14 protein-coding genes, 2 tRNA genes and 1 pseudogene are annotated in these 16,423 nt (G+C 70.7%); 3 read left to right on the forward strand and 14 right to left on the reverse strand.

The window, feature by feature from the left end:
- Positions 1–34 precede the first annotated feature (34 nt).
- The 5 genes from clpX to ACYVMZ_RS04265 all read right to left on the reverse strand — a co-directional run bounded on the left by clpX (position 35) and on the right by ACYVMZ_RS04265 (position 4,797).
- Positions 35–1,321: an ATP-dependent Clp protease ATP-binding subunit ClpX gene (clpX, locus tag ACYVMZ_RS04245; protein WP_381016319.1), complete on the reverse strand. Its 1,287-nt coding sequence runs from the start codon at positions 1,319–1,321 to the stop codon at positions 35–37.
- A 180-nt stretch (positions 1,322–1,501) separates the two neighbouring features.
- Positions 1,502–2,182 (reverse strand): ATP-dependent Clp protease proteolytic subunit, encoded by a 681-nt coding sequence (locus tag ACYVMZ_RS04250; protein ID WP_461075527.1) that lies wholly within the window; start codon positions 2,180–2,182, stop codon positions 1,502–1,504.
- A gap of 110 nt (positions 2,183–2,292) precedes the next feature.
- On the reverse strand, positions 2,293–2,898 hold the full coding sequence (locus tag ACYVMZ_RS04255) for an ATP-dependent Clp protease proteolytic subunit (protein WP_461076337.1): 606 nt from the start codon (positions 2,896–2,898) through the stop codon (positions 2,293–2,295).
- A gap of 215 nt (positions 2,899–3,113) precedes the next feature.
- Positions 3,114–4,517: a trigger factor gene (tig, locus tag ACYVMZ_RS04260; protein WP_461075529.1), complete on the reverse strand. Its 1,404-nt coding sequence runs from the start codon at positions 4,515–4,517 to the stop codon at positions 3,114–3,116.
- 203 nt (positions 4,518–4,720) lie between these two features.
- Positions 4,721–4,797: transfer RNA gene (locus ACYVMZ_RS04265), tRNA-Pro, on the reverse strand.
- Between the two features lie 153 nt (positions 4,798–4,950).
- On the opposite strand from ACYVMZ_RS04265, the gene ACYVMZ_RS04270 reads away from it, so the two are divergent.
- Positions 4,951–5,021: transfer RNA gene (locus ACYVMZ_RS04270), tRNA-Gly, on the forward strand.
- 186 nt (positions 5,022–5,207) lie between these two features.
- Here the strand turns inward: ACYVMZ_RS04270 and ACYVMZ_RS04275 are convergent.
- From ACYVMZ_RS04275 to ACYVMZ_RS04290, 4 genes and pseudogenes are all read right to left on the reverse strand, one after another.
- Positions 5,208–5,597, reverse strand: a complete 390-nt coding sequence (locus ACYVMZ_RS04275) for a hypothetical protein (RefSeq protein ID WP_461075531.1) — start codon at positions 5,595–5,597, stop codon at positions 5,208–5,210.
- Positions 5,598–5,665: 68 nt separating this feature from the next.
- Positions 5,666–5,836: a hypothetical protein gene (locus ACYVMZ_RS04280; protein WP_461076378.1), complete on the reverse strand. Its 171-nt coding sequence runs from the start codon at positions 5,834–5,836 to the stop codon at positions 5,666–5,668.
- Between the two features lie 271 nt (positions 5,837–6,107).
- Positions 6,108–6,495, reverse strand: a pseudogene (locus ACYVMZ_RS04285) (protein kinase domain-containing protein); the annotation flags it as partial.
- 110 nt (positions 6,496–6,605) lie between these two features.
- Positions 6,606–6,800, reverse strand: coding sequence for a hypothetical protein (locus ACYVMZ_RS04290; protein ID WP_461075533.1), 195 nt, complete (start codon positions 6,798–6,800; stop codon positions 6,606–6,608).
- A gap of 694 nt (positions 6,801–7,494) precedes the next feature.
- On the opposite strand from ACYVMZ_RS04290, the gene ACYVMZ_RS04295 reads away from it, so the two are divergent.
- The gene (locus tag ACYVMZ_RS04295) at positions 7,495–8,619 is read left to right on the forward strand and encodes an acyltransferase family protein (protein WP_461075535.1); all 1,125 of its coding nucleotides are present in this window, start codon (positions 7,495–7,497) and stop codon (positions 8,617–8,619) included.
- Between the two features lie 25 nt (positions 8,620–8,644).
- Here the strand turns inward: ACYVMZ_RS04295 and ACYVMZ_RS04300 are convergent, their stop codons facing one another.
- From ACYVMZ_RS04300 to ACYVMZ_RS04315, 4 genes are all read right to left on the reverse strand, one after another.
- Positions 8,645–9,106 (reverse strand): HD domain-containing protein, encoded by a 462-nt coding sequence (locus ACYVMZ_RS04300; protein ID WP_461075537.1) that lies wholly within the window; start codon positions 9,104–9,106, stop codon positions 8,645–8,647.
- Positions 9,103–11,538 (reverse strand): FtsX-like permease family protein, encoded by a 2,436-nt coding sequence (locus ACYVMZ_RS04305; protein ID WP_461075539.1) that lies wholly within the window; start codon positions 11,536–11,538, stop codon positions 9,103–9,105. The genes ACYVMZ_RS04300 and ACYVMZ_RS04305 overlap by 4 nt, the downstream gene beginning before the upstream one ends.
- Positions 11,538–12,296, reverse strand: a complete 759-nt coding sequence (locus tag ACYVMZ_RS04310) for an ABC transporter ATP-binding protein (RefSeq protein WP_461076339.1) — start codon at positions 12,294–12,296, stop codon at positions 11,538–11,540. Before ACYVMZ_RS04310 ends, ACYVMZ_RS04305 begins: the two co-directional genes overlap by 1 nt.
- Before the next feature lie 305 nt (positions 12,297–12,601).
- Complete coding sequence (locus tag ACYVMZ_RS04315) at positions 12,602–13,780, reverse strand: SpoIIE family protein phosphatase (RefSeq protein ID WP_461075541.1); 1,179 nt, start codon at positions 13,778–13,780, stop codon at positions 12,602–12,604.
- A gap of 162 nt (positions 13,781–13,942) precedes the next feature.
- Here ACYVMZ_RS04315 and ACYVMZ_RS04320 point away from each other — a divergent pair, with 162 nt between their 5' ends.
- Positions 13,943–15,199 carry a GNAT family N-acetyltransferase gene (locus ACYVMZ_RS04320; RefSeq protein ID WP_461075543.1) on the forward strand — a complete coding sequence of 419 codons (1,257 nt, stop codon included), beginning with the start codon at positions 13,943–13,945 and terminating at the stop codon, positions 15,197–15,199.
- Positions 15,200–15,301: 102 nt separating this feature from the next.
- Here ACYVMZ_RS04320 and ACYVMZ_RS04325 read toward each other — a convergent pair whose 3' ends face one another.
- Positions 15,302–16,111 carry an Fpg/Nei family DNA glycosylase gene (locus ACYVMZ_RS04325; protein ID WP_461075545.1) on the reverse strand — a complete coding sequence of 270 codons (810 nt, stop codon included), beginning with the start codon at positions 16,109–16,111 and terminating at the stop codon, positions 15,302–15,304.
- Between the last annotated feature and the right edge of the window lie 312 nt (positions 16,112–16,423).

The raw sequence follows: 16,423 nt of genomic DNA on the forward strand, positions 1-16,423 counted from the left end.
CAGTTGACCGGGGCCCCTGCCGTATGTCCGGGGGTTACGCCGTCTTCTGCTCGCCCGGCCCCCGTCCCCGCGCATCCCGCGGGATCAGCGTCGGGTTGACGTTCGACAGGACGACGTCCGCCGTGATGACGACGCGGGCCACGTCCTTGCGGGACGGAACCTCGTACATCACGCCCTGGAGGACCTCTTCCATGATGGCCCTGAGACCCCGCGCGCCGGTCTGGCGGAGGATGGCCTGGTCGGCGATGGCCTCCAGGGCCTCGCGCTCGAAGTCCAGCTCCACGCCGTCGAGCTCGAAGAGGCGCTGGTACTGCTTGACGAGCGCGTTGCGCGGCTCGACGAGGATCTGCAGCAGGGCCTCGCGGTCGAGGTTGTGGACCGAGGTGATGACCGGGAGGCGGCCGATGAACTCGGGGATCATGCCGAACTTGACCAGGTCCTCCGGCATGACTTCCTGGAACTGGTCCTTGGACTCCATCTCGCGCTTGGAGCGGATCTGCGCGCCGAAGCCGATGCCCTTCGCACCGGCCCGGGCCTCGATGATCTTCTCCAGTCCGGCGAAGGCACCGCCCACGATGAACAGCACGTTCGTCGTGTCGATCTGGATGAACTCCTGGTGCGGGTGCTTGCGGCCGCCCTGCGGCGGGACCGAGGCCGTGGTGCCCTCGAGGATCTTGAGCAGGGCCTGCTGGACGCCCTCGCCCGACACATCGCGCGTGATGGAAGGGTTTTCGCTCTTCCGCGCGACCTTGTCGATCTCGTCGATGTAGATGATCCCGGTTTCGGCCTTCTTGACGTCGTAGTCCGCCGCCTGGATCAGCTTCAGCAGGATGTTCTCGACGTCCTCACCGACGTAGCCCGCCTCCGTGAGCGCCGTGGCGTCGGCGATGGCGAACGGCACGTTCAGCATGCGCGCGAGGGTCTGCGCGAGGAGGGTCTTGCCGGAGCCCGTGGGGCCCAGCAGCAGGATGTTGGACTTCGCCAACTCGATGGCGTCGTCGCGGCCTTGGGCACCGCCGTTCTCACCGGCCTGGACCCGTTTGTAGTGGTTGTACACCGCGACGGACAGGGCCTTCTTGGCGGCCTCCTGGCCGACCACGTACCCCTCGAGGAACTCGTAGATCTCGCGGGGCTTCGGGAGTTCCTCCCAGCGGACCTCGCTGGTCTCCGCGAGTTCTTCCTCGATGATCTCGTTGCAGAGATCGATGCACTCGTCGCAGATGTACACACCGGGCCCTGCGATGAGCTTCTTGACCTGCTTCTGGCTCTTTCCGCAGAACGAGCACTTGAGCAGATCGCCGCCGTCACCGATGCGTGCCACGGTGTGCTTCCCCTTCGCCTGGGAGACGCCTGGACGTCGAAGTCCAGCGGCTCCTGGTGCTGCCTTATGTCCGACGGTACCTTGCCGGGCCCCCCGTTCGGGCCCCCCTTGGCACGGTTCGCTTTGACGTGAACCGCGCCAAACCATGCCAAGGGGCGGCAGACGATACAGCCTGCTGGATCAACGCAGTGTGGCGTTGTCCATCTTGCGGGTGGTGATGATCTGGTCGATCAGGCCGTACTGGAGCGCGTCCTCAGCGGTGAGGATCTTGTCGCGCTCGATGTCCTCGCGGATCTTGTCGATCGGCTGCGTGGAGTGCTTGGCCAGCATCTCCTCCAACTGCGTACGCATCCGGAGGATCTCGTTCGCGGCGATCTCCAGGTCGGAGACCTGGCCGCGGCCGGTCTCGCTGTACGGCTGATGGATCAGCACGCGGGCGTTGGGCAGCGCCATGCGCTTGCCGGGCGTGCCGGCGGCCAGCAGGACGGCCGCGGCGGAGGCCGCCTGGCCCATGCAGACCGTCTGGATGTCCGGCTTCACGTACTGCATCGTGTCGTAGATCGCCGTGAGCGCCGTGAAAGAGCCACCGGGGCTGTTGATGTAGACCGAGATGTCCCGGTCGGGGTCCATCGACTCCAGGCACAGCAGCTGCGCCATGACGTCGTTGGCGGAGGCGTCGTCGATCTGGACGCCGAGGAAGATCACGCGCTCCTCGAAGAGCTTCGCGTACGGGTCGTACTCGCGGATGCCCTGGGAGGTGCGCTCGACGAAGCGCGGGATGACGTAGCGGGACTCGGCCGCGGGGCCGGTGTACTCGGCACGCGTGCGGTCGTGGATGCCGCTGCCGGGGAATTCGTTCACGGTGTCTCCTGAAAAGGGCTGAGGCGGTCGGCTGGGGCTGTCTGGGGTCGCTGGGCCCTGACGGGGCTCGCAGGGCCCCACGGGGCCGCTGAGGCCCCGTGGGGGGCCTCTCAGGCCCCGGTGCCGCCGCCGCCCGGCATGCCGGCGGCCGTGGCGATCACGTCGTCGATGAGGCCGTACTCCTTGGCCTCCTGGGCGTCGAACCAGCGGTCGCGGTCCGAGTCGCGGGTGATCTGCTCGACCGTCTGTCCGGTGTGCAGGGCCGTGAGCTCGGCCATGCGCTTCTTGGTGTGCAGCAGCCGCTCGGCGTGGATCTTGATGTCCGAGGCCGAGCCGGCCAGGCCGGCGGACGGCTGGTGGATCAGGATCTCGGCGTTCGGCAGCGCGAAACGCTTGCCGGGGGTGCCGGCGCTGAGCAGGAACTGGCCCATCGAGGCAGCCAGACCCATGGCGATCGTCACCACGTCGTTCTTGATGTACTGCATGGTGTCGTAGATCGCCATGCCGGCCGTGATCGAACCGCCAGGGCTGTTGATGTACAGGTAAATGTCCTTGTCCGGATCGGAGGCAAGGAGCAGAAGCTGCGCGGTGATCTTGTTCGCGATGTCGTCGTCGACCGGCTGGCCGAGGAAGATGATCCGCTCGTTGAGCAGCCGGTTGTAGACCTGGTCGCCGAGGCCACCACCGATGGAGGGCTCGCCGGCGGCGGAGGGCATCAGATTCGTCACGTATCCACCTGCTCGTCTTACGACGGCGCCGGGCCGTCTCACGTGTTCTGCGTATTCATGGACCCTAACGCGGGGGTCCCTTCGGGGAATCCCGTAGCGGGGGGTGTTCGCCGGGGGCGTAGCGCCGTGGAGAAACGACGACGGGCCCCGGGACACGATGTTCCCGGGGCCCGTCGTACCTGCGTCACGAGGTGCCGTGAGGATCAGGCCTCGGGCTTGTCCTCGGCGGCCTCGGCGGCCTCGCCTTCGGTGGCCTCGGCGTCGGAGGCCTCGGCGGCGGCCTCGGTCTCCTCTTCCTCGTCATCCAGGTCGATGATCTCGCCGTTGGTGTCCTTGACCGTGGCCTTCTCGACCACGACGGCCAGGGCCTTGCCGCGGGCGACCTCGCCGACCAGGAGCGGCACCTGGCCACCCTCGACGACGGCCTGGGCGAACTGGTCGGGGGACATGCCGGAGGAGGCCGCGCGCCGCATGAGGTGCTCGGTGAGCTCCTCCTGGTTGACGTTGAGCTTCTCCTGCTTGACCAGCTCGTCGAGGACGAACTGCGTCTTGATGCCCTTGACCGCGGCCTCGCGGGTCTCGGCCTCGAACTCCTCGGCGGTCTTGCCCTGGATCTCCAGGTACTTGTCGAGGGTGAGGCCCATCTGGCCGAGCTGGTGGTGCTCGAGGTTGTGCTTACGGGTGTTGATCTCGTCCTCGAGCAGCTTCTCGGGGACCGGGACCTCGACCAGCTCCAGCAGCTTCTCCAGGACGCGCTCCTGGGCCTGCGTGGCCTGGTCGTACTGCTTCATGCTCTCCAGGCGCTTGCGGCTGTCGGCCTTCAGCTCCTCGAGGGTGTCGAACTCGGAGGCGAGCTGCGCGAACTCGTCGTCCAGCTCGGGCAGTTCCCGCTTGGCGACCTGGGTGACCTTGACGGTGACCTCGGCCTCCTTGCCGGCCGCCGAGCCGCCCTTGAGCTCGGAGGTGAAGGTGGCCTCCTCGCCGGCCGACAGCCCCTTCACGGCGTCGTCGATGCCGTCCAGCAGCTCACCCGAGCCGATGGTGTAGGAGACGCCGTTCGCGACGCCGTCCTCGAGGACCTCGCCGTCGACCTTGGCCTCCAGGTCGATGGTGACGACGTCGCCGTCCTCGGCGGCGCGCTCGACCGGGGTCGTCGAGGCGAAGCGCTCGCGGAGCTGCTCGACCGACTTCTCGACGTCCTCGTCGGTGACCTCGACGGCGTCGACCTCGACCTCGATGCCGGAGTAGTCCGGGATCTCGATGGCCGGCCGGACGTCGACCTCGGCGGTGAAGTTCAGCGTCTCGCCGTCCTTCAGCTCCGTGATGTCGACCTCGGGCTGGCCCAGCGGGCTCAGCTCGGCCTCGTTGACCGCCTCGGTGTAGAACTTCGGGAGCGCGTCGTTGACGGCCTCCTCCAGCACGGCGCCGCGGCCGAACCGCTGGTCGATGACACGGGCCGGGACCTTGCCCTTGCGGAAGCCCTTCACCGTGACCTGCTGGTTGATCTTCTTGTACGCCGCGTCGAGGCTGTCCTTGAGCTCCTCGAAGGGCACCTCGACAGTGAGCCGAACCCGGGTCGGGTTCAGGGTCTCCACGGCGCTCTTCACGGTTCGGTCTCCTTGTGGCTGACTTCTTGGTTTCTGCCGGAGCCAGACAGGTCCGGCGGATTTCGCCGCCCGGAGGGCTTCAGAGGACTTCAGACCTGAGACACACGGGCGTGCAGCTTGCATAGTAACGGCAGCGGCTACACCGCCCAAAAGGCGATCACCCGAGGTGATCAGGCGGCGATCACCCCAGGTGATCCGGTGGCTGGTCGGGGTGGCGGGATTTGAACCCACGGCCTTCCGCTCCCAAAGCGGACGCGCTACCAAGCTGCGCCACACCCCGTCTGGTGCGACACGTAGGGTACATGCCGCCGGGCCCTGGAACCGCCGCATTTCCCGGGCGCCGGTGCGGGCGGGAACAAGGTGTGCGGTGAAGGGGGACTACCCGCTACGATGCCTTCTGTGCCGCGGTCGGCTGACCTGCGGCGCGTTGTGTGCGGGCGTAGCTCAATGGTAGAGCCCCAGTCTTCCAAACTGGCTACGCGGGTTCGATTCCCGTCGCCCGCTCTGCGCTGGTCGTCGGGCCCGGTTCTGCGGAACCGGGCCCGACGTGTTTCGCCGGTGTTCCCGGTTCTCGGACCGGGTGTGCCCGGTTCCGGTGGCCGGGGCGAGCTGCGAGGCGCTGGATGGCCGGGGCGAGCTGCGAGGCGCTGGTGCGGGCGGTGCTCTCCTTGTCCACGCCGGTCGCGCAGATCAGGTAGGCGTGCCGGGCCGCGGCGGACCTCGCCGTTCTCGGCGTCGAGCAGGGCGTACTGCTCGCACTGGCCGCCGCAGAGCGTGACCACGCCTTCGGGGACGGCTGCGGCCGGGCCGTGCTCGCTGTGCGGGTGCGCTCGCCATGTCGCCGTCGCCGGTCTCCGTCTGCCAGAGCACCTTGCCGGTGTCGGCGGCCGGGGCCTCGATCGTGTAGCGGGTCGGCAGGCCGCCCTCCGCCCTCTCCCGCTCGTCGGCCCCGTCGGCGAAGACGCGGTCGCCGGCGGTTCCGATGATCGTGCCCTCGTGGCCGTAGGACGCGTCGGGCGTGGCGTCGACGGGCCGCGACCAGGTGGTGCGGCCGTCGGCGAGGTCGAAGCGGGTGGCCATGATGTCGGCGTCGGCACATATGAGGGGCGTGCCGACGGCGGCGCGGCGCCACAAGGAGCCGTCGGAGCTCAGGGCTCCGTCGGGCCTTCCGCGGCCTTCGCCTTGGCGGCCCAGGGCTGCCAGCCCTCAGGGAGGTCACCCGGGGCAGAGGTGGCCGCGGGTGCGGGGTCGTCGTCCCTGTCGCGGAGAAGGGCGACGGAGGTGGCCGTCGTGGCGAGGAGGACGGCCGCGGCGGCCACGGCGACGAGATACCGGCGGCCGCGCGGCCGGGCGGGCCCTGGCTGGGCGCCGTCGTGCCAGGGGGGCGGGGGCTGTTCTTCGCGGTCCGCTCCCCGGCTCGGACCACGGGCCCCCGGGCTCCGGGGACGGCTCGGGCAGGCGGCCGTCGCACAGCAGGCGCAGGAATCGTCCGGGGTGGGGCGGGACTTGGGGTGCTTTCCAGGCAGACGCGGATGAAGCGAATGAAAGGGAGCAGTTCGTCCGGGACTCCGGAGAGTTGCGGCTCGCCCTGACGCGGGAGCCGTCCTCGGCGGGCATCACGTTGGCCGGTTTCAGGTCCCGGTGGACCACGCCCGCGCGGTGGATGTCGCGCAGGGCCTCGGCGAGGCCGGCGGCCAGTTCGCGCGGCCCGGGGGGCAGGGGGCCGTGCTCGCGGATGCGGGTGCCGAGGTCCTGGCCCGGGATGCAGAGCGTGGCCGTCCAGGGGCGATGGGGGTACCTCCCACGCCCTTAAGGCAGTGGGGGAGCGTCGGCGTCCGCGTCCACGACGGGAGCGGTGAAGGCGCCGCTGACCTGGCGGGCGGCGGCCACCTCGCGGCGGAACACGGGTGCGGAACTCGTCGTCGTCGGCGTACTGGCCGTGCACGACCTTCACCGCGAGGCGGCGGCCCGGCGCCACGGGGACACCTCCCGCTCCAGCGAAGCCGAGAGCGAGGGAGGGCCGGGTACGTTCCCCCCGCTTCCTGCCCCCGGTGACCGCCGACCGGGCGTAACGGCTCGACCGTACGGCTAGAACTGAATCGAATTGATGGTTTCCGCTATGGAGTTGAGGAACCGCTGGATGTCGTCGGCCATGCCGGTCGAGGCCAGGAAGAAGCCGAAGAGCACCGCGACGATCGCGGGACCTGCCTTGAGGGAGCCCCCTCGCATCAGCACTATCAGGATGATCGCCAACAGCAGCACCACAGACAGTGAAATGGCCACAACTGATCACACCCTCGGTCGGTCCGCTCTCCCGGCCCGGGGATGCAACCCCGCGCACCCCCGCCAGGACCATCGTGCCACCAACCAGGCCGCCCTATGCGGCGGGTGACAGTTCGTCCGGAACACCACGGTCGGGCGCGCGCGTGCGCCCGCGTGCGCAGCTGCCAACGGCCTTGCTCCGCACAGTAATTCGACAGGGCACCCGCACAGGGAATTGGGTCGGATCGTTTCCGTCTCCACACAACGCGTTCGCAGCTAATTCGAATTGCCGCCACAGACATCCCAACGACTCCGGAGACAAGCCCGCGAAGGAGCATGAAGCAGACATTCCACCGGAGTCGGCTGCTGGTCTTATGGGTGGTTTAGTCCGGATGAATCATGACAAGCGAGGCGCATATGATGTGCACAATCACCTTTCGGCAATGTGTTGATCGTCACGTCCACAACACTGTCAACTGCCCGTAATCCGGGGTACTCGCAGCGATTAACCAGGAATGACGTCGAGCGTTTTACGGATTGCCGCATACGACGCTAGGGTGCCTCAGATGTTCCACGCTGCCTCGTCCCCCGCAAGCGCAGCGAGGTCCCGGATGTTCTCCCCCAGTTCCTGGTGGGAGGGCCTGTGACGAACTCGCTGCGACCGTACGGCCACCGCAGGGCGCCACTTCCCCCGGCACAGTCGCCGGCGGACGGAGTGCCGAGCCCGCGCTCGCCGCAAAGCCCGCAGAACAAGCAGAACGGCAAGCAGCGCGACGCGTTCTTCGACAACGCGAAGTACCTGGCGATCGTGCTGGTGGCCATGGGCCACGCCTGGGAGCCGCTCAAGGGCGACAGCCGGATCCTCGAGGCCGCCTACCAGGTCGTGTACGCGTTCCACATGCCGGCGTTCATCATCATCTCCGGCTACTTCTCGCGCAGCTTCGACATGCGCCCCGACCGGCTCAAGCGCCTGATCACCGGCGTGGCCGTGCCGTACATCGTCTTCGAAACCGCCTATCCGCTCTTCAAGCGCGTCATCGACAACGACCCGCACCAGGAGATCAGCCTCCTCGACCCCTGGTACCTGACCTGGTTCCTGTGCGCGCTGTTCATCTGGCGGCTGACGACCCCGATCTGGAAGCTGGTGCGCCACCCGCTGCCGCTCGCGCTCGGCCTCGCCATGGTGGCGTCCGCCGCGCCCGAGATCGGCGACGACCTGGATCTGCAGCGGGTGCTCCAGTTCCTGCCGTTCTTCGTGCTGGGCCTGTCGATGAAGCCCGAGCACTTCCAGATGGTGCGCCGGCGTTCGGTGCGGATCCTTTCGGTGCCGGTGTTCGCCGTCGCGCTGGCCTTCAGCTGGTGGGCGGTGCCGCACATGAACACCGCGTGGTTCTACCACCGCGACTCCGCGCAGGAGCTCGGCGCGCCCTGGTGGACCGGCCCGGTCATGGTCCTCGCCCTGTTCGGCTGCTCGCTGCTGCTGACCGCCTGCTTCTTCGCCTGGGTGCCGCGCCGCCACATGTGGTTCACCGCCCTCGGCGCGGGCACGCTGTACGGCTACCTGCTGCACGGCTTCCTGGTGAAGGCCGGTGACTACCAGGGCTGGTTCGAGCCCACGTGGCTGCACCGCCCGCTCGGCGAGATCTTCGTGACCGTCCTCGCGGCCGCCGCCGTGACGCTGCTGTGCACCAAGCCCGTCCAGCGGGTCTTCCGGTTCGCGATGGAGCCGAAGATGGAGTGGGCGTTCAAGCGGGACGCGGCCGAGCTGGCCCGGGAGCGGGAGCAGCGCGAGAAGGCCGGGAAGCGCGAGAGCGCGGCGCGCGAGAAGGTCGACGCCTAGACACCGCTAGACACCGCTCAGGTTTTCAGCCGCTCAGACCGAGAAGTGCGCGCATCCGTGCGTACTTCTCGGTCAGTCGTGTCCGGGTGGCCTCGTCGAGCACCGCGAGGCGCGCCGGGTCGGCGTTGTGCGCCAGGTCCGCCTCCTTCACCAGCAGCGCGCCGGGCGTGGCGAGGATGCGAGCGGCGTACGCCTCGGGTGGCTCCCCGGCCCGCTTGGTGACCGCCCGCACGATGTCCTTCGTACGGCGGCTCAGTGCCGCCTCGCGCAGCCAGCGCTCGGAGAGGGCGTCGTCCTCGACCGCGTCGTGCAGCCAGGCCGCCGCGATCTGCTCCTCGTCGCCGCCGCGGGCCCGGACGCCCTCGGCCACGGCCCGCAGGTGCTCGGCGTACGGCCGTCCCGCCTTGTCGGTCTGGCCGGCGTGCACGGCGCGGGCGGTGGCCTCGACCTCGGCCAGGGTCAGCGGGGTTCGGGATGTCTCGGTCACTCCCCCAGTGTCTCCCCTGTCCTCGCGCGCAGTGCCGCGCGGGCCGGGAGGGTGGCCCCGGCCAGGCCGAGTACGAGGATCGCGCCGACGAACGAGCCGTACACCAGCGGGGGTATGTACGGCCCCCGGCCCGTCAGCCCGTTCATCATCGGGACGAGCGTGGCCAGCGCGATCGCCGTGCCGAGGACGACGCCGGCAGCGGCGACCAGGAGGGCCTCCCAGCGGATCATGCGCAGCACCTGGCGGCGGGTGGAGCCGAGCAGGCGGAGCGTGCCGAGCTCGCCGCGGCGGTCCAGGACCGTCATCACCAGCGTGTTGACGGCGGCGACGGCCGCGAAGCCGCCCAGGACGGCCGCCATGACCGTGTTCGCCCAGGCGTTGAGCTTGCGGTCCAGGTTCTGCTCGGTGGCGTGGTCGGCGCGGTCCTGGACCGTGCCGAGCGCCTTGAGGGGGTCCGGTGTGCCGCCCTTGACCCACAGTTCGGTGGCGAAGGCGGAGCTGACGTGGGCGGCCAGGTCGGCGCGGTTCAGGGTGACCTGGGACAGCCCCATGCCGCGGCCGTACGTCGCCACGACCAGCGGGGTCGCCCTCGTGCCGTCGGGGAGGTAGAGGGGGACGCGGTCGCCGACGTCGATGTCCGCGTTGCCGGCGAGCGAGGCGTCGAGGGCGACCTCGCCGGGTTTCAGGGTGAGCCGCCCGCGCTCGACGTCCAGGTCCTGTACGGCGGTCAGGGCGCGGGCGGATCCCGTGACGCCCTGCGCGGAGGCCGACTCCAGCACCCCTCCCGGGGCCGGGACGAGGACCTCGGTCTTCAGTAGACCGACGGCGGCGGTGACGTCGGGGCTGTGCTCGGCCCGTCGTACGGCGTCCGGGGCCAGGCCCTGGTCGGCGGTGACGATGTGGTCGGCGGTGATGCCGGCCCGCTGCTGGTCCCGGGTGGCCCTCTCCTCGCTGGTGTGCAGGAAGACCAGCACGGAGGAGAAGGCCATGGCGAGCACGATCGGGGTGATCGCGGAGGCCAGACGGCGGGCGTTGCTGCGGGAGTTGGCGGCGGCGAGCGCTGCCGGGGCGCCGGCACCCCGCAGCGGAAGCCCGAACAGGGCGGCGCAGGCGCTGGCGACCAGGGGGCCGAGCAGCGCGACGGCCAGCATGAACAGCATGACCACGCCGAGCGCCGCGTTGGCCGCGTCCTCCCCGGTCAGCGAGGCGGCGAGGCCCGCGCACACGAAGCCGCCGACCGCGGCGGCCACGCCCAGCGGCGTACGGATCCAGCCCGGGCGCAGGCGCTCCACGGACGCCTCGCTGAGCGCCTGGCCCGGCTTGATGCGTGAACTGCGGTGCGCGGCCAGGTATCCGGCGAGCAGGGCGGTGACCAGGACGGTGCCGACCGTGGACAGGAGCGGGATCCAGGACACGGCCAGGTCGACCGGCTGCGGGATCGCGCCCTTGTCCTTCAGTTGCCCGAACCACCAGGCGGCCAGGGCCAGTCCGGGCAGGCAGCCGACGGCGCCCGCGAGCGGGGCGACCAGCAGTGCCTCGGCGGCGATGGTGCGGCGGACCTGGCGCGGGGTGGTGCCGACGGCGCGCAGCAGGGCGAACTCGCGGGCGCGGCGGCCCACGGCGAGGGCGACGGTGCCGGAGGCGGTGCAGACGGCGACGAATGTGGCGACGCCGCCGAACGAGCCGCCGATTCCGGTGAGGACCTCCTGGGCTTCGGCTAGAGCGCGGTTCTCCACGCCGCCGCGGTCGTCGCCGGTGTGGACCTCGGCCTCGTCGCCCAGGGCTCGGGCGACTTGGGACGTGAGGCTTTCGGTGCTGACGCCGGGCTTCGGGAGGACGGCGATGGCGTCGATGCGGCCGGGGTGGCCGGAGAGACGGACGGCCTCGTCGTCCGCGAACCAGACGGTGTTCGCTGCGGTGGACGGGCCGTGCGTCGTGCCGGAGACGCGGTAGGTGCGGGGGCCGTCTGGGGTGGTGAGAGTGATCCGGTCGCCGACGGTGCCGTGACCGGTGACCACCTCGCCGGGGTGCGGGGCGCGGCCGGAGGTGAGGCGTTCGCCGGTGAAGGCGGTGGAGCCCCAGCCGTGGGCGGTGAGGGTGCCCCGCGGGCCGTGCACCGGGAAGGTGACGTCGGCGACCGCCGTGCGTGCTCCGGGCGCCGAGGCGGCCTTCGCCACCAGGGAGTCGTCGAGGCGGGCCCGGTCCGGGACCGGTTCGCTCGCGTCGGTCTTCCCGGCGCGCTGGTCGGCGGCGGCCACGACGGGGGCGTGCGCGTAGCGCTGCGGCGGGACCTTGGCGCGCAGGCCCGTCTCCAGGAGGATGCCGCAGGCCGACACGATCGCCGCGGCCAGCATCAGCGCGACGAAGGTCCCGGCGAAGGCGGCGGGCCGGAAACGGATGGCGGCGCGGGCGAGGCCGTTGGGGACGAACATCAGGCCGCCGCCCCCACAGAGGACCGGGGTGTGGTCAGGGACGTCATACGGGCGGCGATGCGGTCGGCGGGGGCGTGGTCGAGGTGGTCGACGATCGTGCCGTCGGCCAGGAACAGCACGCGGTCCGCCCAGGCGGCGGCCGAGGGGTCGTGGGTGACCATGACGACGGTGGCGCCGTGGACGTCGATGGACTGCCGGAGCAGGGTGAGGATCTCGGCGGCCGTGGTCGTGTCCAGGGCGCCCGTCGGCTCGTCGGCGAAGACGACGTCGGGGCGGGTGACGAGGGCCCGGGCGATCGCGACGCGCTGCTGCTGGCCGCCGGAGAGGTGGCCGGGCCGGCGGCGGGCCTTGTCGGCGAGGCCGACCTGGGTCAGCACGTCCGCGACGCGGTGGCGGTCGGGGCGGTGGCCGGCCAGGCGCATCGGCAGGGCGACGTTCTGCTCGACCGTGAGGGACGGCAGGAGGTTGAAGGCCTGGAAGACGAAGCCGATGCGGGTGCGGCGCAGGGCGGTGAGCTTGTTCTCGCTCATGCCCGTGATCTCCGTGCCGCCGAGGCGGACCGTGCCGGCCGTGGGACGGTCGAGGCCGGCGGCGCACTGCAGGAACGTGGACTTGCCGGAGCCGGAGGGGCCCATGACGGCCGTGAAGCTGCGGTGGGGCAGGGTGAGGTCTATGCCGCGCAGGGCCTGGACGGCGGTGGAGCCGCGGCCGTAGCGCTTGCGGAGGGCGTGCAGTTCTACGGCCCAGTCGCCTGCCATGGTTTGTCCTTCCGAGTCCGCGTAGTTCGCCGGTGCGCGTTCGTCGTCGATCGCCGGTGCGCGTTCGCCGTCGATCGCCGGTGCGCGTTCGCCGTCGTTCGCCGGTGAGCGTTCGTCGTCGATCGCCGGTGCGCGTTCGCCGCTGGTGATGCTTCGAACGTACGGATCCGGAGCGGGGGCGGGCCATGAGGGCGACCGCACAGTCGCACTGGGGAAAACCCCACCGTGGGCGTGCGGGATACCCGGTGGTCGTGCGGGATACCCGGTGGCGCGGCCGATGTCAGCGGTGCGCGCGGTGGGAGTCGTCAGCGGGCCGCTGCCGCTGTCGGGCCCTCTCGGCAGATCAGCAGGAGCGCCCGGTCGTCGTTGACGTCCTTGGCGACCGCCTCGATGAGGTGCCAGGCGGCTCCGTGGAAGCCGCCTGCGACGTAGCGGTCGGCTTCGCCGGTGAGGCGGTCGATGCCCTCGACGATGTCGCGGTCGGAGGTTTCCACCAGGCCGTCCGTGAACAGCATCAGCACGTCGCCCGGGCGCAGTGAGCCCTTCACGGGGTCGAACTGGGCGCCGTCGTAGACGCCGAGGAGCGGCCCTTCCGCCGCCTTCTCCTCCCAGCGGCCGCTGCCCGCGCTGAGCTGGAGGCCCGGCGGGTGTCCCGCGGAGTAGAGCTCGTAGTCGCCGGAGTCCAGGTCCAGGACCAGGTGGATGGAGGTCGCGAAGCCCTCCTCCCAGTCCTGTCGCAGGAGATAGCCGTTGGCGGCGGGCAGGAAGGCGTGGGGCGGGAGCGAGCCCAGGAGGCCGCCGAACGCGCCGGACAGGAGCAGGGCGCGTGAACCCGCGTCCATTCCCTTGCCCGAGACGTCCGTGAGGACGACCTCCAGGGTGCGGCCTCCGTTCGTCCTGGCCGCCACCACGAAGTCGCCGGAGAAGGACTGGCCGCCCGCCGGGCGCAGGGCCATCTCCCGGTGCCAGCCGTCCGGCAGCTTGGGCAACTTGCTCTGCACCCGGATGCGTTCGCGCAGGTCGAACAGCATGGTGCCGCCGCGCCGCCAGGGCACGCCGACCCGGCTGCGGAACTGGGCGAGCAGCAGACCGAAGAAGCCGCAGGCGGCAACGACCAGCACGACACCCGGGGTGACTCGGGACGGGCCCTCCGTGTACGGGCCCAGCCGCACCGACTCCACGATGAGGGCCGTGGCCGCCGCCGCGTACAGGCCGAGCAGGCTCGCCGGGCGCAGCAGCAGGCCGCCCGCGACGATCGGCAGGACCAGCGCGGCCGGTGAGAACCACACCGAGTTGGCGAGCGTCGCGGTCGCGATCAGCGGGATCATCAGCAGCAGGCCGGCCAGCGCGACCCAGTCCGAGCCGTCACCACGGAAGTAGTCGACGGCGGCCCGGCGCATGCCGACGCGGGCCCGGTGCCACTGTTTCTTCAACCGGGCCGTGAACGTCTCGGCTTCCGCACGCCGCTCTCGTCCTGCTGCCATTAGTTCGGGACCCTATCCATCCGACCAGCCGCATGGCACGGGAGGTCCCACTTGTCCCCCGTCCGAGGGCCGACTTCACAGTGAACGGCACAGAGAGCCGCCGCGCCGCCGCCCGGGAGAAATTCCCTCGCTCGTCCCGCATCGCCTTGATAGGCATGGCCCATGGGCACTGACTCCACGGACACTGGACTTGCGACCGACCTGCGGGTGCTGCGGCAGGACGAATGGGACACGTGGTACGACACCCTGATCCGCGCTTTCGGCGGCATCCCGGAGTCGGCCGAGGAACGCGAGATGTGGGACTCACTGACCGAGTTCGACCGGTCTCTGGGTGCCTGGGACGGGGCCGACTGCGTGGGGACGGCGGGGGCGTTCACGTTCCGGCTGACCGTGCCCGGCGGCGCCTCGGTGCCGGCCGCGGGCGTCACCATGGTCAGCGTGGCCGCCACGCACCGGCGGCGCGGGGTCCTGACGTCCATGATGCGGCGGCAGTTGGACGACGTGCGTTCCTGGGGCGAGCCGCTCGCCGTGCTGACGGCCTCCGAGCCGGCGATCTACGGCCGGTTCGGGTACGGGGCCGCCGCCTTCCAGCTCAACGCGGAGATCGACACGAGCCGGGTGCGGTTGTCGGTGCCGGACGGTACCGACGACGTACGGCTGCGGTACGCGGCGCCCGCCGACGTCCTCGACGCCTGCGAGGCGGTGTACGCGCGGCTGGTGCCGCTGCGGCCGGGGATGCTGGAGCGGCGGCCCGGGTGGGAGCGGGTGGCGCTGCTCGACCCGGAGAGCGGGCGGGACGGGGCGTCGCCGTTGCAGTGCGTCGTCGCCGAGCGGGGCGGTGAGACGGTCGGGTACGCGCGGTTCCGGGTGAAGCTGGGCTGGGGTGTCACCGGGCACGACGGCACGGTCGTTCTGAAGGATCTGGCGGCGGTGGATGCGGCGGCGGACGCGGCGCTGTGGCGGTTCCTGTGGGGGATCGACCTGACGACGACGCTGGTGGTGCGGGGGCGGCCGGTCGACGACGCCTGGCAGTACCAGGTGTCCGACATTCGGCGGTGCCGGACGCGGGTGCGGGACGAGTTGTACGTACGGCTGGTGGATGTCGGGGCCGCGCTGGAGGCGCGGACGTATCAGGCGCCGGTGGATGTGGTGTTCGAGGTGGAGGACTCCTTCTGTCCCTGGAACGTGGGGCGTTGGCGGCTGACCGGGGACGCGAAGGGGGCGTCCTGCGTGCGGACGTCTGACGCGGCGGATCTTGCGTTGTCCGTACGGGAGTTGGGGGCGGCGTATCTCGGGGGTGTGAGTCTGGTGGCGTTGGGGGCTGCCGGGCGGGTGCGGGAGGTGCGGGGGGGCGCGTTGGCCGAGGCGGCGGTGGGGTTCGGGGGTGGGGTGGCGCCGTGGTTGCCGCATGGGTTTTGAGAGGTCCCTTTGAGGGGTCCCTTTGAGGGTCCCTTTGGGGGGGAGCGGCTGCAGGGCTTCTGATGGCGGGGCAGTGTCAGGTTGTAGGCCTGTGATGGCAGGTCAATTTTTCTGGCAGGTGGGGCACCAGAAGAGGTTGCGGGCGGCGAGATCGGCGGTGCGGATCTCGCCGCCACAGATGTGGCAGGGCTGGTTGGCCCTGCGGTAGACGTACACCTCGCCGCCGTGGTCGTCGACGCGGGGCGGGCGGGCCATCACCTCCGGGGTGTGTTCCGGGCGGACGGTGTCGATGCGGTTGTTGCGGACGCCCTCGTGCATCAGCTCGACGAGGTCGGTCCAGATGGCGTGCCACTCGATGGGGGTGATGTCCCTGCCCGGGCGGTACGGGTCGATGCGGTGCCGGAAGAGGACCTCGGCGCGGTAGACGTTGCCCACGCCCGCGATGACCTTCTGGTCCATGAGCAGGGCGGCGATCGTCGTACGGCTGCGGGAGATGCGCCGGTACGCGGCGTCCGGGTCGGCGTCCGGGCGGAGGGGGTCGGGGCCCAGGCGGTCGTGTATCGCCTGCTTCTCGGGGTCCGTGATCAGGGCGCAGGTGGTGGGGCCGCGCAGGTCGACGTACGACGTGTCGTTGGCGAGGCGGAGGCGGACGGTGTCCGTGGGGGCAGGGGCGGGGGCCGGGCCGAAGGTGACCTTGCCGAAGAGGCCGAGGTGGATGTGGATCCAGGAGGCGGCGAAGCCGAGGAAGAGGTGTTTGCCGTGGGCGTCGGCGGTGTGGAGGGGGGTGCGGTCCAGGAGGGCTGCGGCGTCGGTGAACTTGCCCTGGGGGCTGGTGACGTGGACGGGTTTGCCGTTGGCGAAGGCGACGGTGTAGTCCTTGGCCAGGCGGTGGATCGTGTGCCCTTCTGGCACGGTGTGCCCCTTCTTGTTACGTGCTTCTTTGCCCACCCGCCCGCCCGACACGGTCGGCCAGGAGGCCGGCCTTGCTCCGGGGCTCCGCCCCGGGACCCCGGGATTTGCCCACCCACCGCCCGGCACAATCGGCCAGGAAGTAGAAGGCTCTCCGGGGCTCCGCCCCGGAACCCCGGCGGGGACTCCGCCCCCTGCACCCCCAGACGCTTGCCCACCTGTCCGCCCGACACGGTCGGCCAAGAGGCCGGCCTTGCTCCGGGGCTCCGCCCCGGGACCCCGGCGGGGACTCCGCCCCCTGCACCCCCGGACGCT

Source organism: Streptomyces deserti, from assembly GCF_054782695.1.